At 35.9% G+C, this 16269-nt stretch carries 14 protein-coding genes; 4 read left to right on the top strand and 10 right to left on the bottom strand.

Going from position 1 to position 16269, the window contains the following annotated elements:
* Positions 1–64: 64 nt before the first annotated feature.
* Both tsaE and PFY09_RS19720 read right to left on the bottom strand, forming a co-directional pair.
* Positions 65–472 carry a tRNA (adenosine(37)-N6)-threonylcarbamoyltransferase complex ATPase subunit type 1 TsaE gene (gene tsaE / locus PFY09_RS19715; protein ID WP_271160822.1) on the bottom strand — a complete coding sequence of 136 codons (408 nt, stop codon included), beginning with the start codon at positions 470–472 and terminating at the stop codon, positions 65–67.
* A 36-nt stretch (positions 473–508) separates the two neighbouring features.
* Positions 509–802: a transglycosylase domain-containing protein gene (locus tag PFY09_RS19720; protein WP_271160823.1), complete on the bottom strand. Its 294-nt coding sequence runs from the start codon at positions 800–802 to the stop codon at positions 509–511.
* A 468-nt stretch (positions 803–1270) separates the two neighbouring features.
* Between PFY09_RS19720 and dnaG the strand changes: the two genes are divergently transcribed.
* The 3 genes from dnaG (at position 1271) to PFY09_RS19735 (ending at position 4932) form a co-directional block, all read left to right on the top strand.
* Positions 1271–3250 carry a DNA primase gene (gene dnaG, locus PFY09_RS19725; protein WP_271160824.1) on the top strand — a complete coding sequence of 660 codons (1980 nt, stop codon included), beginning with the start codon at positions 1271–1273 and terminating at the stop codon, positions 3248–3250.
* A 111-nt stretch (positions 3251–3361) separates the two neighbouring features.
* Entirely contained in the window at positions 3362–4048 is a 687-nt protein-coding gene (gene clpP, locus PFY09_RS19730) for an ATP-dependent Clp endopeptidase proteolytic subunit ClpP (protein WP_214589093.1), read from the top strand.
* A gap of 335 nt (positions 4049–4383) precedes the next feature.
* Positions 4384–4932, top strand: coding sequence for a type 1 glutamine amidotransferase domain-containing protein (locus tag PFY09_RS19735; protein WP_271160825.1), 549 nt, complete (start codon positions 4384–4386; stop codon positions 4930–4932).
* A 384-nt stretch (positions 4933–5316) separates the two neighbouring features.
* On the opposite strand, the gene tpiA is transcribed toward PFY09_RS19735, so the two are convergent.
* The 4 genes from tpiA to PFY09_RS19755 all read right to left on the bottom strand — a co-directional run bounded on the left by tpiA (position 5317) and on the right by PFY09_RS19755 (position 8204).
* The gene (tpiA, locus tag PFY09_RS19740) at positions 5317–6075 is read right to left on the bottom strand and encodes a triose-phosphate isomerase (protein ID WP_087711354.1); all 759 of its coding nucleotides are present in this window, start codon (positions 6073–6075) and stop codon (positions 5317–5319) included.
* A 66-nt stretch (positions 6076–6141) separates the two neighbouring features.
* Entirely contained in the window at positions 6142–6495 is a 354-nt protein-coding gene (locus tag PFY09_RS19745; RefSeq protein ID WP_271160826.1) for a TerB family tellurite resistance protein, read from the bottom strand.
* Between the two features lie 27 nt (positions 6496–6522).
* Positions 6523–7635: a BT_3928 family protein gene (locus tag PFY09_RS19750; RefSeq protein ID WP_271160827.1), complete on the bottom strand. Its 1113-nt coding sequence runs from the start codon at positions 7633–7635 to the stop codon at positions 6523–6525.
* Between the two features lie 14 nt (positions 7636–7649).
* Positions 7650–8204, bottom strand: a complete 555-nt coding sequence (locus PFY09_RS19755; RefSeq protein WP_271160828.1) for a DUF1599 domain-containing protein — start codon at positions 8202–8204, stop codon at positions 7650–7652.
* A gap of 332 nt (positions 8205–8536) precedes the next feature.
* Here PFY09_RS19755 and folP point away from each other — a divergent pair, with 332 nt between their 5' ends.
* Positions 8537–9304, top strand: coding sequence for a dihydropteroate synthase (gene folP, locus PFY09_RS19760; RefSeq protein ID WP_271162362.1), 768 nt, complete (start codon positions 8537–8539; stop codon positions 9302–9304).
* Positions 9305–9402: 98 nt separating this feature from the next.
* Here folP and PFY09_RS19765 read toward each other — a convergent pair whose 3' ends face one another.
* The 4 genes from PFY09_RS19765 to PFY09_RS19780 all read right to left on the bottom strand — a co-directional run bounded on the left by PFY09_RS19765 (position 9403) and on the right by PFY09_RS19780 (position 16182).
* On the bottom strand, positions 9403–10869 hold the full coding sequence (locus PFY09_RS19765) for a M20/M25/M40 family metallo-hydrolase (RefSeq protein ID WP_271160829.1): 1467 nt from the start codon (positions 10867–10869) through the stop codon (positions 9403–9405).
* 113 nt (positions 10870–10982) lie between these two features.
* Entirely contained in the window at positions 10983–11219 is a 237-nt protein-coding gene (locus PFY09_RS19770; protein ID WP_108411330.1) for a hypothetical protein, read from the bottom strand.
* Between the two features lie 27 nt (positions 11220–11246).
* Entirely contained in the window at positions 11247–13445 is a 2199-nt protein-coding gene (locus PFY09_RS19775) for a hypothetical protein (protein WP_271160830.1), read from the bottom strand.
* Positions 13446–13725: 280 nt separating this feature from the next.
* Positions 13726–16182 carry a DUF5686 family protein gene (locus PFY09_RS19780; protein WP_271160831.1) on the bottom strand — a complete coding sequence of 819 codons (2457 nt, stop codon included), beginning with the start codon at positions 16180–16182 and terminating at the stop codon, positions 13726–13728.
* Between the last annotated feature and the right edge of the window lie 87 nt (positions 16183–16269).

A 16269-nucleotide genomic window follows, 5' to 3' on the forward strand; every position in this document is an offset into this window, starting at 1 on the left:
AAATAATTAGGTTCTTACAGATCGTTATTTTACATTCAAATTCAGGAGCAAAGATACATAATATTTACTCGAATGAAATTTCTCTGTTTTCTCCGGTATTAATGATGCTCATTTCGTGGTATTTGAGACCGTAAAGATCTTCTTCATATACTTCCGGCCATTCGATAATGCAGAGAAATGAATGGTCTAAATATTCTTCCATTCCGATATCATACACTTCTTCAATGTTTTTTAAACGGTATAAATCGAAATGATATACTTTTCCTTTTGGGGTATTGTACTCATTGACAATAGAATAGGTGGGTGAGTTTACTTCGTCTGTACTTCCCATATTTTTAAGGAGAAACTGGGTGAAAGTTGTTTTTCCGGCGCCCAGGTTTCCTTTTAAAAGGAAAATGTTATGCTCTAATTTTGAAATGACGGTTTCGGCAATATTCTGCCAGTCTTCCATATGTTGAATCGTGAATTGCATATTTTTAAACAAAGATAATTAATTACAGTAAAAAATTTAATTCTTTATTTTAGAATTATTGAGATAAACATGATAAAAATGTTCTGTCCTTTCCTTTGCTTTTTGAGGATTTCTAGACCGGTTGTATTTTAGAGGAGCTTCGTATAATGCTAAAATTTCAGCCATTTCCATGGGTTTCAGATCTTTGGCATCCTTTTTAAAAAGAGAATGGGAAACCTCAGATAATCCTTTTCTGTTTTCTAAGAAATCAAAACTGCCGAAATTAAATTGAAGACATTCTTTCTGGCTAAATTTGTTTTCAATAAATCTTGCTACAATAAACTGATTCATGAAATAATTTATTCTTTTTGTATGCTTAATTTCTAAAGTTGGTAAAATCTTGCAAGACATTTGATTACATGGGCATTCTTTTCGAGGAGAATCTGAATTAGTGAATATACCAGACATATAATTCCATGAATTTTCGGATAACGAATTCGGATAAACAGTATTATAAAAATTTGAAAAGTTATTAGGAATTTTTTCGCTGCTTCTGATGTTGAATGTGATTGTTCTTTTGTCGTTGGTCTTTAAGATGAACATTCCTCCAAACTCTAGATACAAAAGGAATACAATGAAAATAGTAACAGTTATAATAAAAAATCGTCTGAAATATTTCATAAATAAAGAAGATAGTTATAGTTTGATTCAAAAATAAATAAATTAAATTGTTTTAAATCAATAAATTATGTGGGCTAGTAAAAATCTTCTTTACAATCCTATTATAGAAAGAATATAATTTTTGTATATTTTTGCAGCATGATTTCCAAACAGACCATAGATAAAATATTTTCCACGATTCGGGTAGAAGAAATCGTTGGAGAATATGTGCAGCTCAAAAGAGCAGGGTCTAATTTCAAGGGATTAAGTCCTTTTCATGACGAGAAAACACCGAGTTTCGTTGTTTCGGCAAGCAAACAGATCTGGAAAGATTTCTCCACCGGAAAAGGAGGGACAGCGATCTCTTTCTTAATGGAAATCGAAAATTTCACGTATCCTGAAGCACTTCGTCACGCGGCAAAAAAATACGGAATTGAAATTGAGGAAGATCAGAAGGATTTTTCCGAAGAAGCAAAAAATGCACAGTCGGAAAGAGATCTGCTGTATAAAATCCATGAAATTGCGAACGATTTTTTTCAGAATTTCCTTTGGGAAGTGGAAGAAGGGAAATCAATCGGTCTTTCTTATTTTAAGGAGCGTGAACTTCGTGATGATATCATTAAAAAATTCCAGCTCGGCTATTCGCCTGAAAAAAAGAATGCCTTTACAGAATATGCTTTAGAAAAAGGCTATTCAAAAGAAATTCTGGAGAAATCGGGTCTTTCAATTTTCCCTGAGAATTCTCCTGCCGGAATCGACCGCTTTCGTGAAAGAGTAATCTTTCCGATCCACAGTTTTTCGGGCAGGGTTTTAGGATTCGGAGCAAGAATTCTTAAAAATAACGTAAAAACAGCCAAATATCTCAACTCTCCGGAAACGGAAATTTATCATAAATCTAACGTTCTTTATGGTTTAAACCAAAGCAAGCAGGCAATTTCGCGCAAGAATGTCTGTCTTTTGGTGGAAGGTTATATGGACGTTATTTCGCTTCACATGTCGGGAATCGAAAATGTGGTGGCAAGTTCCGGAACTTCTTTAACGACGGAGCAGATTAAGCTTATCAAAAGATTAACGGAGAATGTAACCATTCTTTTTGACGGGGATAATGCAGGAATTAAAGCCAGTTTCAGAAGTATTGATATGCTTTTGACGGAAGGGATGAATATTCGGGTGATGCTGTTTCCGGACGGAGACGATCCCGATTCTTTTGCACGAAAACATCCGCAGGAATATGTAGAAAAATTCATCGAAAATGAAGCGATGGATTTTATTGATTTTAAAGCTGAAATTCTTTTCAAGGAAATTGGAGATGATCCGATTAAGAAAGCTGAAGCCATCAGAGACATTGTGAAGTCGGTTTCCTTTGTTCAGAATGCTTTGAAAAGGGAAGTGTATCTGAAGCAGGTTTCTACAAAATTCGGACTTTCTGAGCAGAGTCTGTTTAATGAGCTGGATGTTCAGAAGCAGATCACTCAAAATCAGACCCATAAAGCACAGATTAAAGCGGAAGCGCAACAACCTGCAAAGCTTGAAGTAGTAAATGATCCGAGAGATTATATTGATCCGGTACTTTTTAATGTAACGAAACTTGAAAATGACCTTATCAATCATATGCTCAATTACGGAGATGTTGTTCTTCACCGTACCGCGCCGGATCAGCAGCAATATGATATTACGGTGATTGAAGAAATTCTTCACCATTTTGAAGAAGACGACTACGAATTTCAGGTGGAACTGAATAAAAAAATCGTAGACTATATAAAAGAAGGAATTGAGAAAGAGGAACTCCGAAAAGGAAATTTCTTTTTCGGATTAATGGATGAAGAATTGAGCAAGGCAGCCGTTAATTCCATGAATATTTACAGTGAGCTGAACGACTGGACCACAAGAAATATTTTTTCGCCCAATTACGGGGATAAAATTCCGGAGCAGGTGGCAGGAGATATTCTGATTCATAAATTCAGATATGTTAATTTCCTGATATCAAAAGCAAAAGGAGAATTGGCAGAATATGCAGAATCCGATGAATCTAAATATTTTGAACAGCTGAAGAAAATTCAGATGCTCACAATGGTTTCCAAGGAATTGGCTAAAATTTTAAATTATTCTGCAATTACTGGTATTTATACTGACAGATAAGAGGAAATAATCTGCTAATTATTGAAACTTTATGACAAAAAGTCTTATAAAATTTTAGGAATAAAAGTTGTAAATTCAATCTTGTAAAAATTTAATACACAAAGCAAACATATGGACATTAAAAAAGAATTCAGAGATTTCTCTGTAAAACATTTAGGAAATAACGGTTTAGTAACCGATCAGTATATGGGAATGTACGGTCCTACAGGTCTTACGCCGTACATCATGGAGGAAAGAAGATTAAACGTTGCACAAATGGACGTTTTCTCCCGTTTAATGATGGACAGAATTATTTTCTTAGGAACAGGAATTGATGATCAGGTGGCGAATATTGTAACCGCTCAGCTTCTTTTCTTAGAGAGTGCAGATCCTTCAAAAGATATTCAGATTTACATCAATTCTCCGGGTGGAAGCGTTTACGCAGGTTTAGGAATCTATGATACGATGCAGATCATTAAGCCGGATGTAGCAACAATCTGTACAGGTATTGCAGCTTCAATGGGAGCGGTTCTTTTGGTTGCCGGAGAAAGCGGTAAGCGTTCTGCTTTAAAGCACTCAAGAGTAATGATTCACCAGCCTTCCGGAGGCGCGCAAGGGGTAGCTTCTGATATGGAGATCAACTTGAGAGAAATGTTAAAGCTTAAAAAAGAGCTTTACGAGATCATTTCCGAGCACTCAGGACAAACTTATGACTGGGTAGAAAAAGCTTCAGACAGAGATTACTGGATGACTTCCGAAGAAGCAAAAGGATACGGAATGGTAGACGAAGTTTTACAGAGATCTAAAGACAAAAAATAAATTTTGTAAAAATATTAAGAAAGCGCATCAATTGATTTTGGTGCGTTTTTTATTGAAATGGATCAGTAGCTTTTTCCGGCTTTCCGCACTCGCTGTTTCTAATATTTAGGGTTGCGGCGGCGGAGCCGCCGCAACCCTAAATATTAGAAACGAGCTCAGACAATTGCTGCAATCCGGGCTAGGATAAAAGTCGGATTTACAAATTTTAATATCAATAGTAATAAAAGTAATTTTCAGACCTAAAATAAATACTTTAACAAATTTTATAAAATGTAAGGGCAAAAACGGTATCATTTTTTCAAGATGATGAGTACAACACTTAAATCATAAAAATTATGTCAAAGAAAATTGCAATTTTAGCAACACACGGATTTGAAGAAAGCGAATTGAAATCTCCAAAAGAACATTTAGAACAGCAGGGTTGGACAGCTCACATCATCAGTCCGGAATCCGGAACCATCAAAGCATGGGCAGAAAAAGATTGGGGAAAGGAATACAATGTTGATAAAACTTTAGATGAAGCCAACGCTTCAGACTATGATGCATTGGTTTTACCGGGTGGCGTTATCAATCCGGATCAGTTAAGAACCAATGAAACTGCTTTATCTTTTGTAAGAGATTTTTTCCAGCAGCACAAACCCGTTGCAGCCATTTGTCATGGACCACAGATTCTTATTAACGCCGAAGTGGTGGACGGAAGAAAAATGACATCGGTGGATTCAATCAGCAAAGATCTTAAAAATGCGGGAGCGAACTGGGAAGACAGCGAAGTTGTGGTAGATCATGGTCTGGTCACAAGCCGTACTCCGAAAGATCTTCCAGCCTTTAATGCAAAGATGATCGAAGAAATCAAAGAAGGAAAGCATAAAGAGCAGACCATCTAAAATATAAAAGCACAAACTTTAATTTTACAAACTCTGATTATAAAAAATCCGGCGGCATCGAAGATGCCGCCGGATTTTATTTTTCATTTTCTGTAGATCTTCTCTTTTTAAAGAACATCCTGTAAATCAAAAATGTCTGTACTAAAACATTTCCAAAAAATATCAGAAACATCTTATATATTGGTATTGACGCATAAAAAGGCAACAGCTTATCAAATAATACTGCGGGTGAATTCACCAAAACTTTAATTATCGATAACGGATACTGCAAAAATTCAGGTTTTATACCGATAAAAAACTGGTCGTAGATAAATACATAAAGAATATCAAACAACAATATTCCCAGAAACAGCAGTATAAATTTTTTCACAGCCTTATTTTCGATTAATTAAAAGCCTCAATAATCTTAGAAAAATCTTCCAGTTTTAAAGCGGCTCCACCAATCAGACCACCATCGATATCAGGTTGAGAGAATATTTCCTTTGCATTATCCGGTTTTACAGAACCTCCGTAAAGAATAGAAACTTCATCAGCAACTTCCTGTCCGTATTTTGCAGCGATAATGCTTCTGATGTGAGCGTGGATTTCCTGTGCCTGTTCCGGCGTTGCAGTTTCTCCGGTTCCGATTGCCCAAACCGGTTCGTAAGCGATCACTACTTTTTTAATTTCCTCTGCTGAAAGTGTGAAAAGAGCCACTTCAGTCTGGTTTTTTACCACTTCAAAATGCTGTCCTGCTTTTCTCTGCTCCAAAGTTTCCCCGTTACAGTAAACCGGAATCAGACCTTTATCCAAAGCTAATTTTACCTTTCTGTTGCAGTGAGAGTCTGTTTCGCCGTGATATTGTCTTCTTTCAGAATGCCCGATTAAAGAACCTGTTGCATCAATGGATTCAAGCATATCAACCGAAATTTCTCCTGTGTACGCTCCGCTTTCATGTTCGCTGATGTCCTGTGCGAAAACGCCGATTTCATCCTTTTCAAAAACATCTTTTGCCATCATCAGATACAGAGACGGAGGAGCGATCCATACTTCGCAGTTCGTAGTATTGTTGTTTTTATAGCTTAGTAACTGAACCATTAATTGTTGGGCATCAATTACATTTTTGTTCATTTTCCAGTTTCCTGCAACTATTTTTCTTCTCATAGTTTCTTTTATTTTAAAGTTAAAAACTAAAAGTCAGAAACGGATTTCTAACTTTTAATGACTCAATTATCGATTAATATTCCAAAGATTTTTCAAAAGCGTATAAAAAGTATGCTCTTCATCCGTCACTTTATTATCCGCCTTAATCAGCGTTTTCGCAAACTGGATGAAACTTGTTCTTTCCTCTTCTGTAGAATCGTCGTAGAAACAACGCGCGTGAAATTCAAAATGATCTTTCCATTCTTCCGGCTGAAGCAGGGCAATGGTTTCAAGCTCATTATCAAGATTCATTTTAAAAGGAAATTCATCGGCTAAATACTGCTGAACAAGCATTCCTTCTTCCGGAGCAAATTCTCCGTCTACAGAAGAAAGAATCATCAATAAATGATAATAAGCAATGGGTTTGTTAGACTTTTGCATTGATATAGTTTAAATTTTAGTGTTTTTTTATTTCAGATAATCTTTTGCAGGCTGTTTGTCAATAATTTTTCCGTTTTCCAGAACCAGTACAAAAGGATTGCTTCTTGCGATGGTTTTAATTGCTGTAGCATCCATCATCAAATTTTTAATGGTTTTAAAAGTATTCGGAAGCGTTGAAACTCCGTAAACAGCAGTTGTACCCTGAGTTTTTATTTTAGTTTCAAGCTGTTTAATAAGTTCTGGAGAAACATTTTGAGGATAGTACGTGAAAATTAAAATAGCTTTTGGAGCATTGATAACTTCCTGAGTCATATCCATTCCCATAGTATCTTCAAGCTTGAATTTTGCAATTTCAGATTTGTAGCCTTCTTTTACCAGAACAGATTCATTCTTTCCTTCCTCTATTTTCCAGGGCGATCCTTCTGCCCAATATTCTGTCTTTTTGATATAATCGTCCTGATTCACTTTTATAACTTCTCCTGTTTTAGAATTCTTCAGGGAGTAAAACGTTTTATACTGAAAAGGATTTTTAGCAATCTTAATTTTTTCCGTTTTCAGATCGGTTCCGATTTTATAATCACGGAAATCGATAACAGGTTCATGAATAATTCCATAAGCACCCAACACAATCATCGCAACAGAAAAAACGCCCAGAAGAATATATTTGAATTTATTTCCTGTTTCTTTTTTTGTGCTGAAGCTGTATGCATCTTTTTTCTTAAATTCTTTTCTGTAAAGAATGAAAACAGCAATTAACCCGATTAAAAGCACAATATCTTTAATAAAACTCTGCCAAGGTGTAAACTTTATGGCATCTCCAAAACATCCGCAATCTGTTACCACATTGTAATAGGCAGAATAAAAGGTAAGGAAACCAAAGAAAATACATAATGCAATTAATGCAGAAAGTGTGAATTTAAGTTTCAGTTTGATCAAAAGCATAAAGCCCAGAAGAAGTTCCAGAACCACAACAAATATGGAAAGCGGCAGTGCAAACTTCTCGAAAAACGGCATATTAAAAACATTCGGGGCAAAGTATTCTTCCATTTTAAAGGAAAAACCAACCAGATCAACCGCTTTTACAAACCCTGAAAGGATGAAAATAATCGCAAGTAGGAATCGTAATAAACCTTTTATCATAATTAATTTGTTTTTTATTCTACATGGGGTGCTTTTTCAGAAAATTTTATCAGACAGAACACCGCATAATTCAGCATATCAAAATAATTGGCATCCAAACCTTCGGAAACCAGAGTAACACCTTGATTATCTTCAATTTGTTTGGTTCTTAAAACTTTCTGATAAATAAGATCCGTAATCGAAGAAATTCTCATGTCTCTCCAGGCTTCACCGTAATCATGGTTTTTTCTTTCCATTAATTGCTGTGCTTCGGCTGCATAATGATTGTAAAGCTCTAAAATCTCCTCTTTATTTTCATTAAAATCGTTGGAAAAACCTTTTTCAAGCTGAATCAGTCCGATGATGGAGTAGTTCACAATGGCGATGAATTCATCCTCTTCACTTTCGTCCACCATTTTTTTGTCAGTCATTTGTAACGTGCGGATTCTGTTGACTTTAATGTAAATCTGATCCGTAATTGAGCTTGGTCTTAAAACCCTCCAAGCTGCGCCATAATCCTGTAATTTTTTGCTGAATAATTCGCGGCACTGACTGATAACTTTCCCGAACTGTACTGATGTTTCTGACATAAATTCTCTTAATCTTTCAAATATACGAATTTTTGTGTGTTGGAGGGGTTCGGAATAGGAGAGTTTGGGCGTTTTTGGGTGAGAGCGTTTATGAGTTTGAGGGAGAGCGTTTATGTATGGTGTGGTTAATGGGCATTTAAATGATATTTTCAGATTTATGCGTTTCTTTTTTATGTTATTTTTGTAGAATAAACTCAATTTGTAATTCCAAAATGTTTACTCATAAACCATCCGGCTTCGCAGCTCTGTCATTCTCCAACACTCAAATCTTTGAACACTTTCACTCCATCAACTGCAATGGAAGATTAATAGATTTATCAGCCCCGAAAATCATGGGAATTCTCAATCTCACTCCGGATTCTTTTTCAGACGGCGGAAAATTTAACAATGAAAAATCTGCGCTGGAACAGACCGAAAAAATGCTGAAAGAAGGTGCTGAAATCATCGACATTGGACCGCAATCCACAAGACCGAATGCAGAATTTCTGACTTCCGCAGAGGAAATCCGACGAATCGGAAATATCATTTCTCTAATTAAAAAAGAATTTCCGGAAGCTTTAATCTCTTTGGATACATTTTATTCCGGAACCGTAAAATTTGGTTTTAATGAGGGCATTGATCTGATCAATGATATTTCCGGCGGTCAGTATGATGATAAAATGTTTGAAACTGTTGCAGAAACAAAGCTGCCGTACATTTTGATGCATGTAAATCCTACTTATAAGACGATGCACGATAAGATACAATTTGAAGATATTATTCTTTCAGAAAATCGATATTTCTCAGAAAAAACGGCAGAATTGCTAAAGTTAGGAGTGAAAGATCTGATCCTTGATCCCGGTTTCGGATTTGGTAAAACAGTGGAAGATCAAATGAAAATGATTGACGAAGTACAATATTTAGGATTTGGAAAATTTCCTTTACTGATAGGTATTTCAAGAAAATCTTTCATTTATAAACCTTTAGGAAAATCTCCATTGGACATTAATGAAGAAACTCAAAAACTCCATCTGAAAGTTTTGCAGCAGGGCGCGAAAATTTTGAGAGTTCATGATGTCTTGGAAGCCAAGAAAACTTTAGATAGATTTGTGAGGAGCTAAAATGATGCGAATCGTCGGATTTTCATGATTAAAAAACAAAAAAGCTGTCTCAAAAGCCAAAAACTGGACTTTTGAGACAGCTTTTTATAGTTCTTAATTTATCTTTCCAGTGTAAAATTAGAAATCACTTTCGGACGTTCGGTTTCATTGGCTGCTTTCCATGAAGTTCGGTACATCCATTCCGTCATTTTATACAGCTTTTTGTAATTAATGTTTTCCGATTCATCTTGCGGAGTGTGATATTGATCGTGCAGAACACTCGTGAAAAATATTGCAGGAATTCCTGCCTTTGCATAGGGTAAATGATCGCTTCTGAAATAAAAATATTCTGCATGCTTCGGCGAATCCCAATCTTTCAGATATCTGAATTTCGTACTCTCATTATTGGCATCTTCAGCCATTTTTACCAATTCTTCAGAATTTTTGTGAGGCGAATTTCCTCCCAGAAGCGCAGCTTCATTATTATCATTTCTCCCGATCATATCACCATTGAGAACGGCAACAATATTTTCTTTTGGCACTACAGGATGCGCTGCATGCCATCTAGAACCCAATAAACCTCTTTCTTCGGCACCATGAAAAACAAAAAGAATACTTCGTTTTGAAGGCTGTTTTTTATAGGCTCTTGCCATTGCCAACATCGCAACACAGGTACTTGCGTTATCATCTGCGCCGTTGTAAATTGTATCGTTTTTTACAGGATGTCTTATTCCGTCGTGATCCTGATGTCCGCTGATTAAAACATATTCGTTTTTAAGTTTCGGATCTGTGCCTTCTATTTTTCCGATGATGTTTACGGAAGGATATTTATACGTTTCTGTGATGAGGTGCAGCGAAATTTTAGGATTGTTTTTTACCCAGTCAGAATTTTCTCTTTTAATCCATAAAACCGGAATATTATTCGTCACACTTTCTCTTAAACCTTCTACTCCGTAAGAACCTCTCGTCATTTGCGGTAAAACTTCAACCCAGCTTTTATCCGAAGTTTCGTCTGTAATGAAGATGATTCCTTTTGCTCCCAGTTCAGATGCTTTGTTATAGTATTTTGTTCTTACAAAACCGGGATATCTTCTTACGAAAAGCGTCATTTCCTTTTCAATATTCTTGTCAGATGCATTTACGGCGAGAATTTTACCTTTAATATTTAATTTTAATAAATCTTCGGGTTCGGCGTTTCCGGCATAAACAATTTCAGAATCGATGTCTGCATTTACGGGTTCCGCAACAAGAAAATCTTTCCATAATTTTAAAGAATTATCCCCGATTTTCAGACTGCTCTGCGGAATTACCTGATGTCTGTACATATCAAAAAACTGAAAGAAAGTTCCATTGTCTCCGGCTGGTTTCATTCCTGCTTCCTTGGCTCTGTCAGCAAGCCACATTGATACTTTAAGCTCATCTAAAGTTCCTGCTTCACGACCCAAAAACTGATCGGCTGCAAGATCATACATATCCTTGCGAAGATCGCCTTCTTTAATAGCAGAAACCAGAGGTTTTTGATAGGATTGAGCGGTAAAAATCCCAAAAACAAACACACTGATTGCAGATAATAGGTAATTTTTCATCTTGAATTTTTTAATGATTGGATTGCACTTTTAAAATTTAACACAAAATAAACAAAAAATGAAGTTTAAGTTGAGATTAAACTTTAAATAAGAAGAAATACGTTTCTAAAAGTTTAATTCAGATTCGCAAGTTTATCCGCAAACTGCTTAGAAAATTCTTTTCGGTCTTCCTCCATTTTCTCAGGTGTGGAAGGAAGGATATAATTGAAAAGGATTTTATTTTCGTTATCCAGAAAGATGATTTCCTTTTCGTTTCCATCGATCATTTGGGCAAAGATTTCCCACATCGAGGTATCTTTTAATTTTAATAACTCGAAAAACTGATCTGCTTTTATTTCGATTTTCTGCATTTATCTTTTATTTAACGGTTTCATTTTTTAAAAATCCAGAATCTTTAATTTAAACTGAACTGCAAAATTTTGTTTAAAATTAGGAGTGGTGTAATATCCAACCCTGTAAAATAATCCCAGATTAAAGTAGGTAGATAGGAAATTATTCCATTCCAGACCGACTTCCTGATAAAGATGATCCAAAGGACGGAATCTGAACTGATGGTAATCGGGATGCTTCATATTTCCCGTTGTTCCTCTTAACACAAAGTCGAAGCTTGAAATATTCTGCCCGAAGCTTTTAAAATACCATGGGATTTTGTGGGTAAAATAATAGGCAATAAACCGGTCGTTGTAATATTTTCCCCCTTCCAGAGTGGCAAATCCTAAGAAAGAAGTTAGGTTGAAATTAAAATCTTTTCTTGAAGAAGCAAGCCCGTTCATGGTGAAATTTTTCCAGATCGGCGCATCTCCGAAAACCATTCCGCCATAGAGTCTGAAACCGGTGGTTCCAAACATCGTTTTGAAATTATGAACCAAAAGCGCATCAAATCTTGTATAATCGAAATCTCCGCCAAATATTTTGTAGCTCTGTTCATAATTAAAGTACAGTTCAGGATATTTCTGATCAATCAGCGATTTTCCCTGCGGCGTCATAATATTCGTAGAATTTGGGGAATATTTTAGTGTAAATAGGGTATTGAAGTTATCAAAAGAAGGACCTCTTCCACGGAAAGAATAATCGAACATCGCTTCTTCCAGATTTCTTCGGGCAGCAAAAACCAGTGTTAATCCGTTGGTAATATCGTTCAGGTAAGACACGGAAGCGCCTTTGTAACGGTAATAACGGTCGTTATTCAGGTTATTTCCATAGTTTGCCGTTCTCATTTTAAAGCTCCAGAGTCTTCTGTAAAATTCACCGGAAGCCGTCACATCATCATAATAATCCAACCGGAAATACGAGTCTTTTTCCAGCGTTGTTTTGATATCAAGACCAATCCTGTATTTCCATTTATCATCCTTAAAACCGTAAGCGAAAAGGTAATCCGGAGAAAAATACGGATTGAAATTTTCATTAAGTTTTGCTTTTAATCCAACTCTGAAGCCTTCGTAAAGATTGTAATTGACGATTTCGTCTACTGCAAAATCTACCACCCCCACTTTAATCTGTCCGTTTAGGAACAAACCGCCCAAAACCTTTGCTTTTCGGTCGATATTGTAGATTTTTCCGAGACTGTCGATGGTTTTATAGGTATTTTTTTCTCTTTCGGTAAGAGGATCAGTTCGGTATTGGTCTAAGGTTTTTCCGTCGATATTTTTTACTGAAAAAGTATAGCCTTTGAAGTCATTCTGAGAGTTTTCGGCAGGGGAATGATAATCGAAATACCGCGATGTAAGGAACGCATAGGTTCCGAACGTTTTTTTACTTTTCCTGTCGGTTTTTTCATCACCTTTTTCGTTTTCCATCTGCATATTGCTCATTTTCAGCTTTACGGTTTCGTATGCCAGAAACCATTTGTTGTTGAAGAAAATCCACGAACTGGTAATAATTCCGTCGTTTTTATTCTTGCTGAAATTTTCAATTTTTTTTACGCCGTAGGTTTCGGTATCTACATAAATAGCGCCGTTGTATTTTCGTTTTTTATCGGGCTTTTTGTAATTCACTTCCCTGAAACGGATAACGAAATTTTTTCTTCCGTCCATTTCAATGGTATCGGTAAGAAAGAAGCGGTAAAGTCCGCGGTTTTCTTTTTTAAGCTGATCCGGAATTTTGTCTCTGTTGCTTTGCTGAAGCGCGATCATTTCATAAATAGGCTGTTTGAGACCGGAAATTCTGTTATCCAGAATATTGATCTTCTCACCGTATTTTTTAGAATACAGAAATTCCTGCGCTCTTTCCCAGAGAAACAGTTTGCTTTTTGAAAATATTTTTCGCGCGGTAATGTTGTTTAAAGAATCTTTTTCCCGCTTTTTTTTGAACATTCCGGTTTCTTCGAAGAATTTGTTGTACTGCGAAATGCTGTCTTCGTCGATATCGAGAGAAATTTTTTCGTAAGATTTGTAATAGTAGGAATCCAGCGTTTTGGGAGAATTCTCATGGAAATACTGATTCACTTTATTAAGGATTTCCAGTGCTCTCGGATCACTTTTGTCTTCGATGATAACGGTTTCAATAGAGGTAACTTTCGATTGTGAAAAACCAAAAATACAGATTGAAAAACATAGAAACAGTAAAATCCTTTTCATAGAAAACCTTGCCAAAATTACTAATATTTATTGTCCCGCAAAAGTTTTGTTAATTGATATTAATGGGATCATTCATTGGAAATATCTTTTAAAAAATAAGGCTCAAACTCCCCATCTTCAATCAAAGGACGGGATTCTTTTTGTATTAGAAGAAAATATTATTGCAGAGAAACACTCAGTAAGCATATGTTTCATGGTTATTTTTTCAGAAAGATAATAAAAAAACAGAAACCCGAAAGCTTCTGTTTCTATTTTGCAGATAATTATTTAAAAATACGGCTTAGTTTAACAGGTTAAATCTCAGTTTGATTGCAAAGTTATCTTTAAATTCCGGGGTCTGATAATATCCTAAACGGTAAGAAAATCCTACCCCAAAGTTTCTTCCCAGAAAACGGTTCCAGATAACTCCGGCTTCCTGATAATAATGATCCAGTACCTGAAACTGGAACTGATGATCCTGTCTGTTTTTCATGTTTCCGATCGCCGCCTGATATTCAAGTTCGATATTGGAATATCTTGATCCGAAAGTTTTAAACCTGAAAGGAAGATACTGCGATACTTTGAAGGCAACAAATTTATCGGTAAAGAACGTTCCGGAAGGCATGGTTGCAAAACCTAAATTGGAAGGTGTCGTAATGCTCGAAGTCCAGTTGTCTCTGTTCGCATCGGTTTGTCCGGCGATTTCAAAGTTTTTCCAGATCGGTGTATTTCCTGAAGAAATTCCTCCGAAAAGTTTGATGTTCGTATATCCTAATTTTGATCTGAACTGATGAATAATTAACGCATCCACTCTGTGATAATCCAGATCTCCGCCTAACGTTTCAAATCCTTTTTCGTAATTCATGAAGATTTGCGGATATCCTTTTTCATAAGTGAACTTTCCGCTCGGCGTCATGATATTTTTGTCATTCGGCGAGAATTTTAGGGATAAAGTGGCGCTTGTATTATCGAAACGGCTTCCCAGATTTTTATACTGATAATCAAAAAGAGCCTGTTGCTTTTCTTTATTCACGGCAACTTTCACGCTTAAAGAATTCGAAATATCATAAAGGAAAGAAGCGCCCCATTTCTGGTTTTTGTAAAAAGTTGAGTTGTGAAGATCCAGATTGATGTCTGAAAATTTCATCATCATGTCCCACATATTGTTGCTGAATCTTCCGGCTGCGAACACATCATCCACATAATCGATCCTGAAAACAGACGTTCTTTTGTCTGATAATCTTACATCAAGCCCTAAACCGTATTTCCAGGTGTGATCTTTAAATCCGTACCCGAAATAGCCGTCCGGAGAAAATGTTTTGTTGAATTTTTCATTCAGCTTGATTCCTGCTCCCAGACGAAGACCTTGGTATTTATCGTAACTGAAAAACTTCGTAATATCGAAATCGATGAATTTATACCGCAGATTTCCTCTTAAAAGCTGCGTTAAAGTATTCAGCTTTTTTTCAAAATCATGCTTTTCCACAAAACTGTCGATCTTGGTGTAGGTTGCACTTTCTCTCGCGGTAAGACTGTCGGTTCTGTATTGGGACAGGAGACTTCCGTCCGAGTTTTTCATTTCAAGAGAGTAGCCTTTGAATTCGGATGCTTTTTGTTCTTTATTGATCTCAAAATCGAAGAAACGGTTTTTTACATATAGATAATTTCCGAAATTCTTTTTGTTGTATTTCGTTTTTTCTCCGGGTTTCAGACTGTCTTTTTTAGAAGTCTCGAAACTTTGGCTTCCCATTTTTACTTTCATGATTTCGTAGTCTAAGAACCACTTTCCATTAATAGGCTTCCAAACCGAAACAATATCTCCTTCATTCCGCTTTTTGCTTTGACTTTCAAATTTTTTCAAAGCATAAGTTTCGGAATCAATATAGATTTTCCCGTTGAATTTTCTCGGATTCTGCTTCTTTTTGTCAGTGATTTCTTTGAATTTAATCACAAAAGTTTTTCTTCCGTCGATCTGTAAAGTATCGGAAAGATAAAAATTGAATAACTTTCTGTTTTCGGGTCTAAGCTGTCTCGGAGTTCTGTCAAGATTAGAAATATTGATCGCTAAAGCCTCATAAATCGGATTTTTAAAACCCGACATTCTGTTATCAATGATATTGGTTTTCTCACCGAAACTTTTAGAATATTTGTATTCTGCGGCTTTCTCCCAAAGAAACAACTGGCTTTCGGTGGTCGCCTGAATAAGATCTTCTCCGATCAAAGAATCTTTTTTCTCTTTATCTGTTTGCTTAAGGTCTTTTTTATCAACTTTCGAAAGCGAGTCTTTTCTTACTGCCAAAAAGTTTTTGTACGTATCCACAGAATCTTTATCTACATCAATAGAAAACTTGGAATACGATTTAAAATTGTAGGAATCCAGCGATTTGGGTGAATTCTCTTTGGCTCGTTTATTCACTTCATCCAAAATTCTCAACGCTCGCGGATCACTTTTATCCTGAATGACAATTTTGTCTATATTTCCCATCTTTTCAGACAAAGGCTGCATAGAAACTTCCATAGACGGTTTTACATCCGTTACGACATCCTGAAAATTGCTGGCAAGAATTTCGACCTTTTTACATTTTGTCTTAAAAGATACACTGCCGGTGAAGTCGGTTTTCCCAAGAAGTGCATCGTCACAGTAAACGGCTGCATTGTGAATAGGCTTTTTGTCCGATTTACTGAAAACTTTCACCTGATTCTGTGCAAAAAACACTACCGAAATAAACAAAAACAGGGAAGATAGATATTTTGTCATTAGTCTTTTTTATAGATAAGACAAAACTAAAAATAAGAAGGTTACAAAATGGTACGAAAAAATATAATCTTTTGTTAAAAATAAAAT

The organism is Chryseobacterium gambrini (assembly GCF_027920505.1).
GTDB lineage: Bacteria > Bacteroidota > Bacteroidia > Flavobacteriales > Weeksellaceae > Chryseobacterium > Chryseobacterium gambrini.

Bases quoted from the DNA above. Each gene is read 5' to 3' on its own strand.
- PFY09_RS19745 (WP_271160826.1), bottom strand. From the start codon at position 6,495: ATGCAAAAGTCTAACAAACCCATTGCTTATTATCATTTATTGATGATT.
- PFY09_RS19775 (WP_271160830.1), bottom strand. From the start codon at position 13,445: ATGAAAAGGATTTTACTGTTTCTATGTTTTTCAATCTGTATTTTTGGT.
- PFY09_RS19765 (WP_271160829.1), bottom strand. From the start codon at position 10,869: ATGAAAAATTACCTATTATCTGCAATCAGTGTGTTTGTTTTTGGGATT.
- PFY09_RS19780 (WP_271160831.1), bottom strand. From the start codon at position 16,182: ATGACAAAATATCTATCTTCCCTGTTTTTGTTTATTTCGGTAGTGTTT.
- PFY09_RS19770 (WP_108411330.1), bottom strand. From the start codon at position 11,219: ATGCAGAAAATCGAAATAAAAGCAGATCAGTTTTTCGAGTTATTAAAA.
- PFY09_RS19755 (WP_271160828.1), bottom strand. From the start codon at position 8,204: ATGTCAGAAACATCAGTACAGTTCGGGAAAGTTATCAGTCAGTGCCGC.
- clpP (WP_214589093.1), top strand. From the start codon at position 3,362: ATGGACATTAAAAAAGAATTCAGAGATTTCTCTGTAAAACATTTAGGA.
- PFY09_RS19720 (WP_271160823.1), bottom strand. From the start codon at position 802: ATGAATCAGTTTATTGTAGCAAGATTTATTGAAAACAAATTTAGCCAG.
- PFY09_RS19750 (WP_271160827.1), bottom strand. From the start codon at position 7,635: ATGATAAAAGGTTTATTACGATTCCTACTTGCGATTATTTTCATCCTT.
- PFY09_RS19735 (WP_271160825.1), top strand. From the start codon at position 4,384: ATGTCAAAGAAAATTGCAATTTTAGCAACACACGGATTTGAAGAAAGC.
- tsaE (WP_271160822.1), bottom strand. From the start codon at position 472: ATGCAATTCACGATTCAACATATGGAAGACTGGCAGAATATTGCCGAA.
- dnaG (WP_271160824.1), top strand. From the start codon at position 1,271: ATGATTTCCAAACAGACCATAGATAAAATATTTTCCACGATTCGGGTA.
- tpiA (WP_087711354.1), bottom strand. From the start codon at position 6,075: ATGAGAAGAAAAATAGTTGCAGGAAACTGGAAAATGAACAAAAATGTA.
- folP (WP_271162362.1), top strand. From the start codon at position 8,537: ATGGGAATTCTCAATCTCACTCCGGATTCTTTTTCAGACGGCGGAAAA.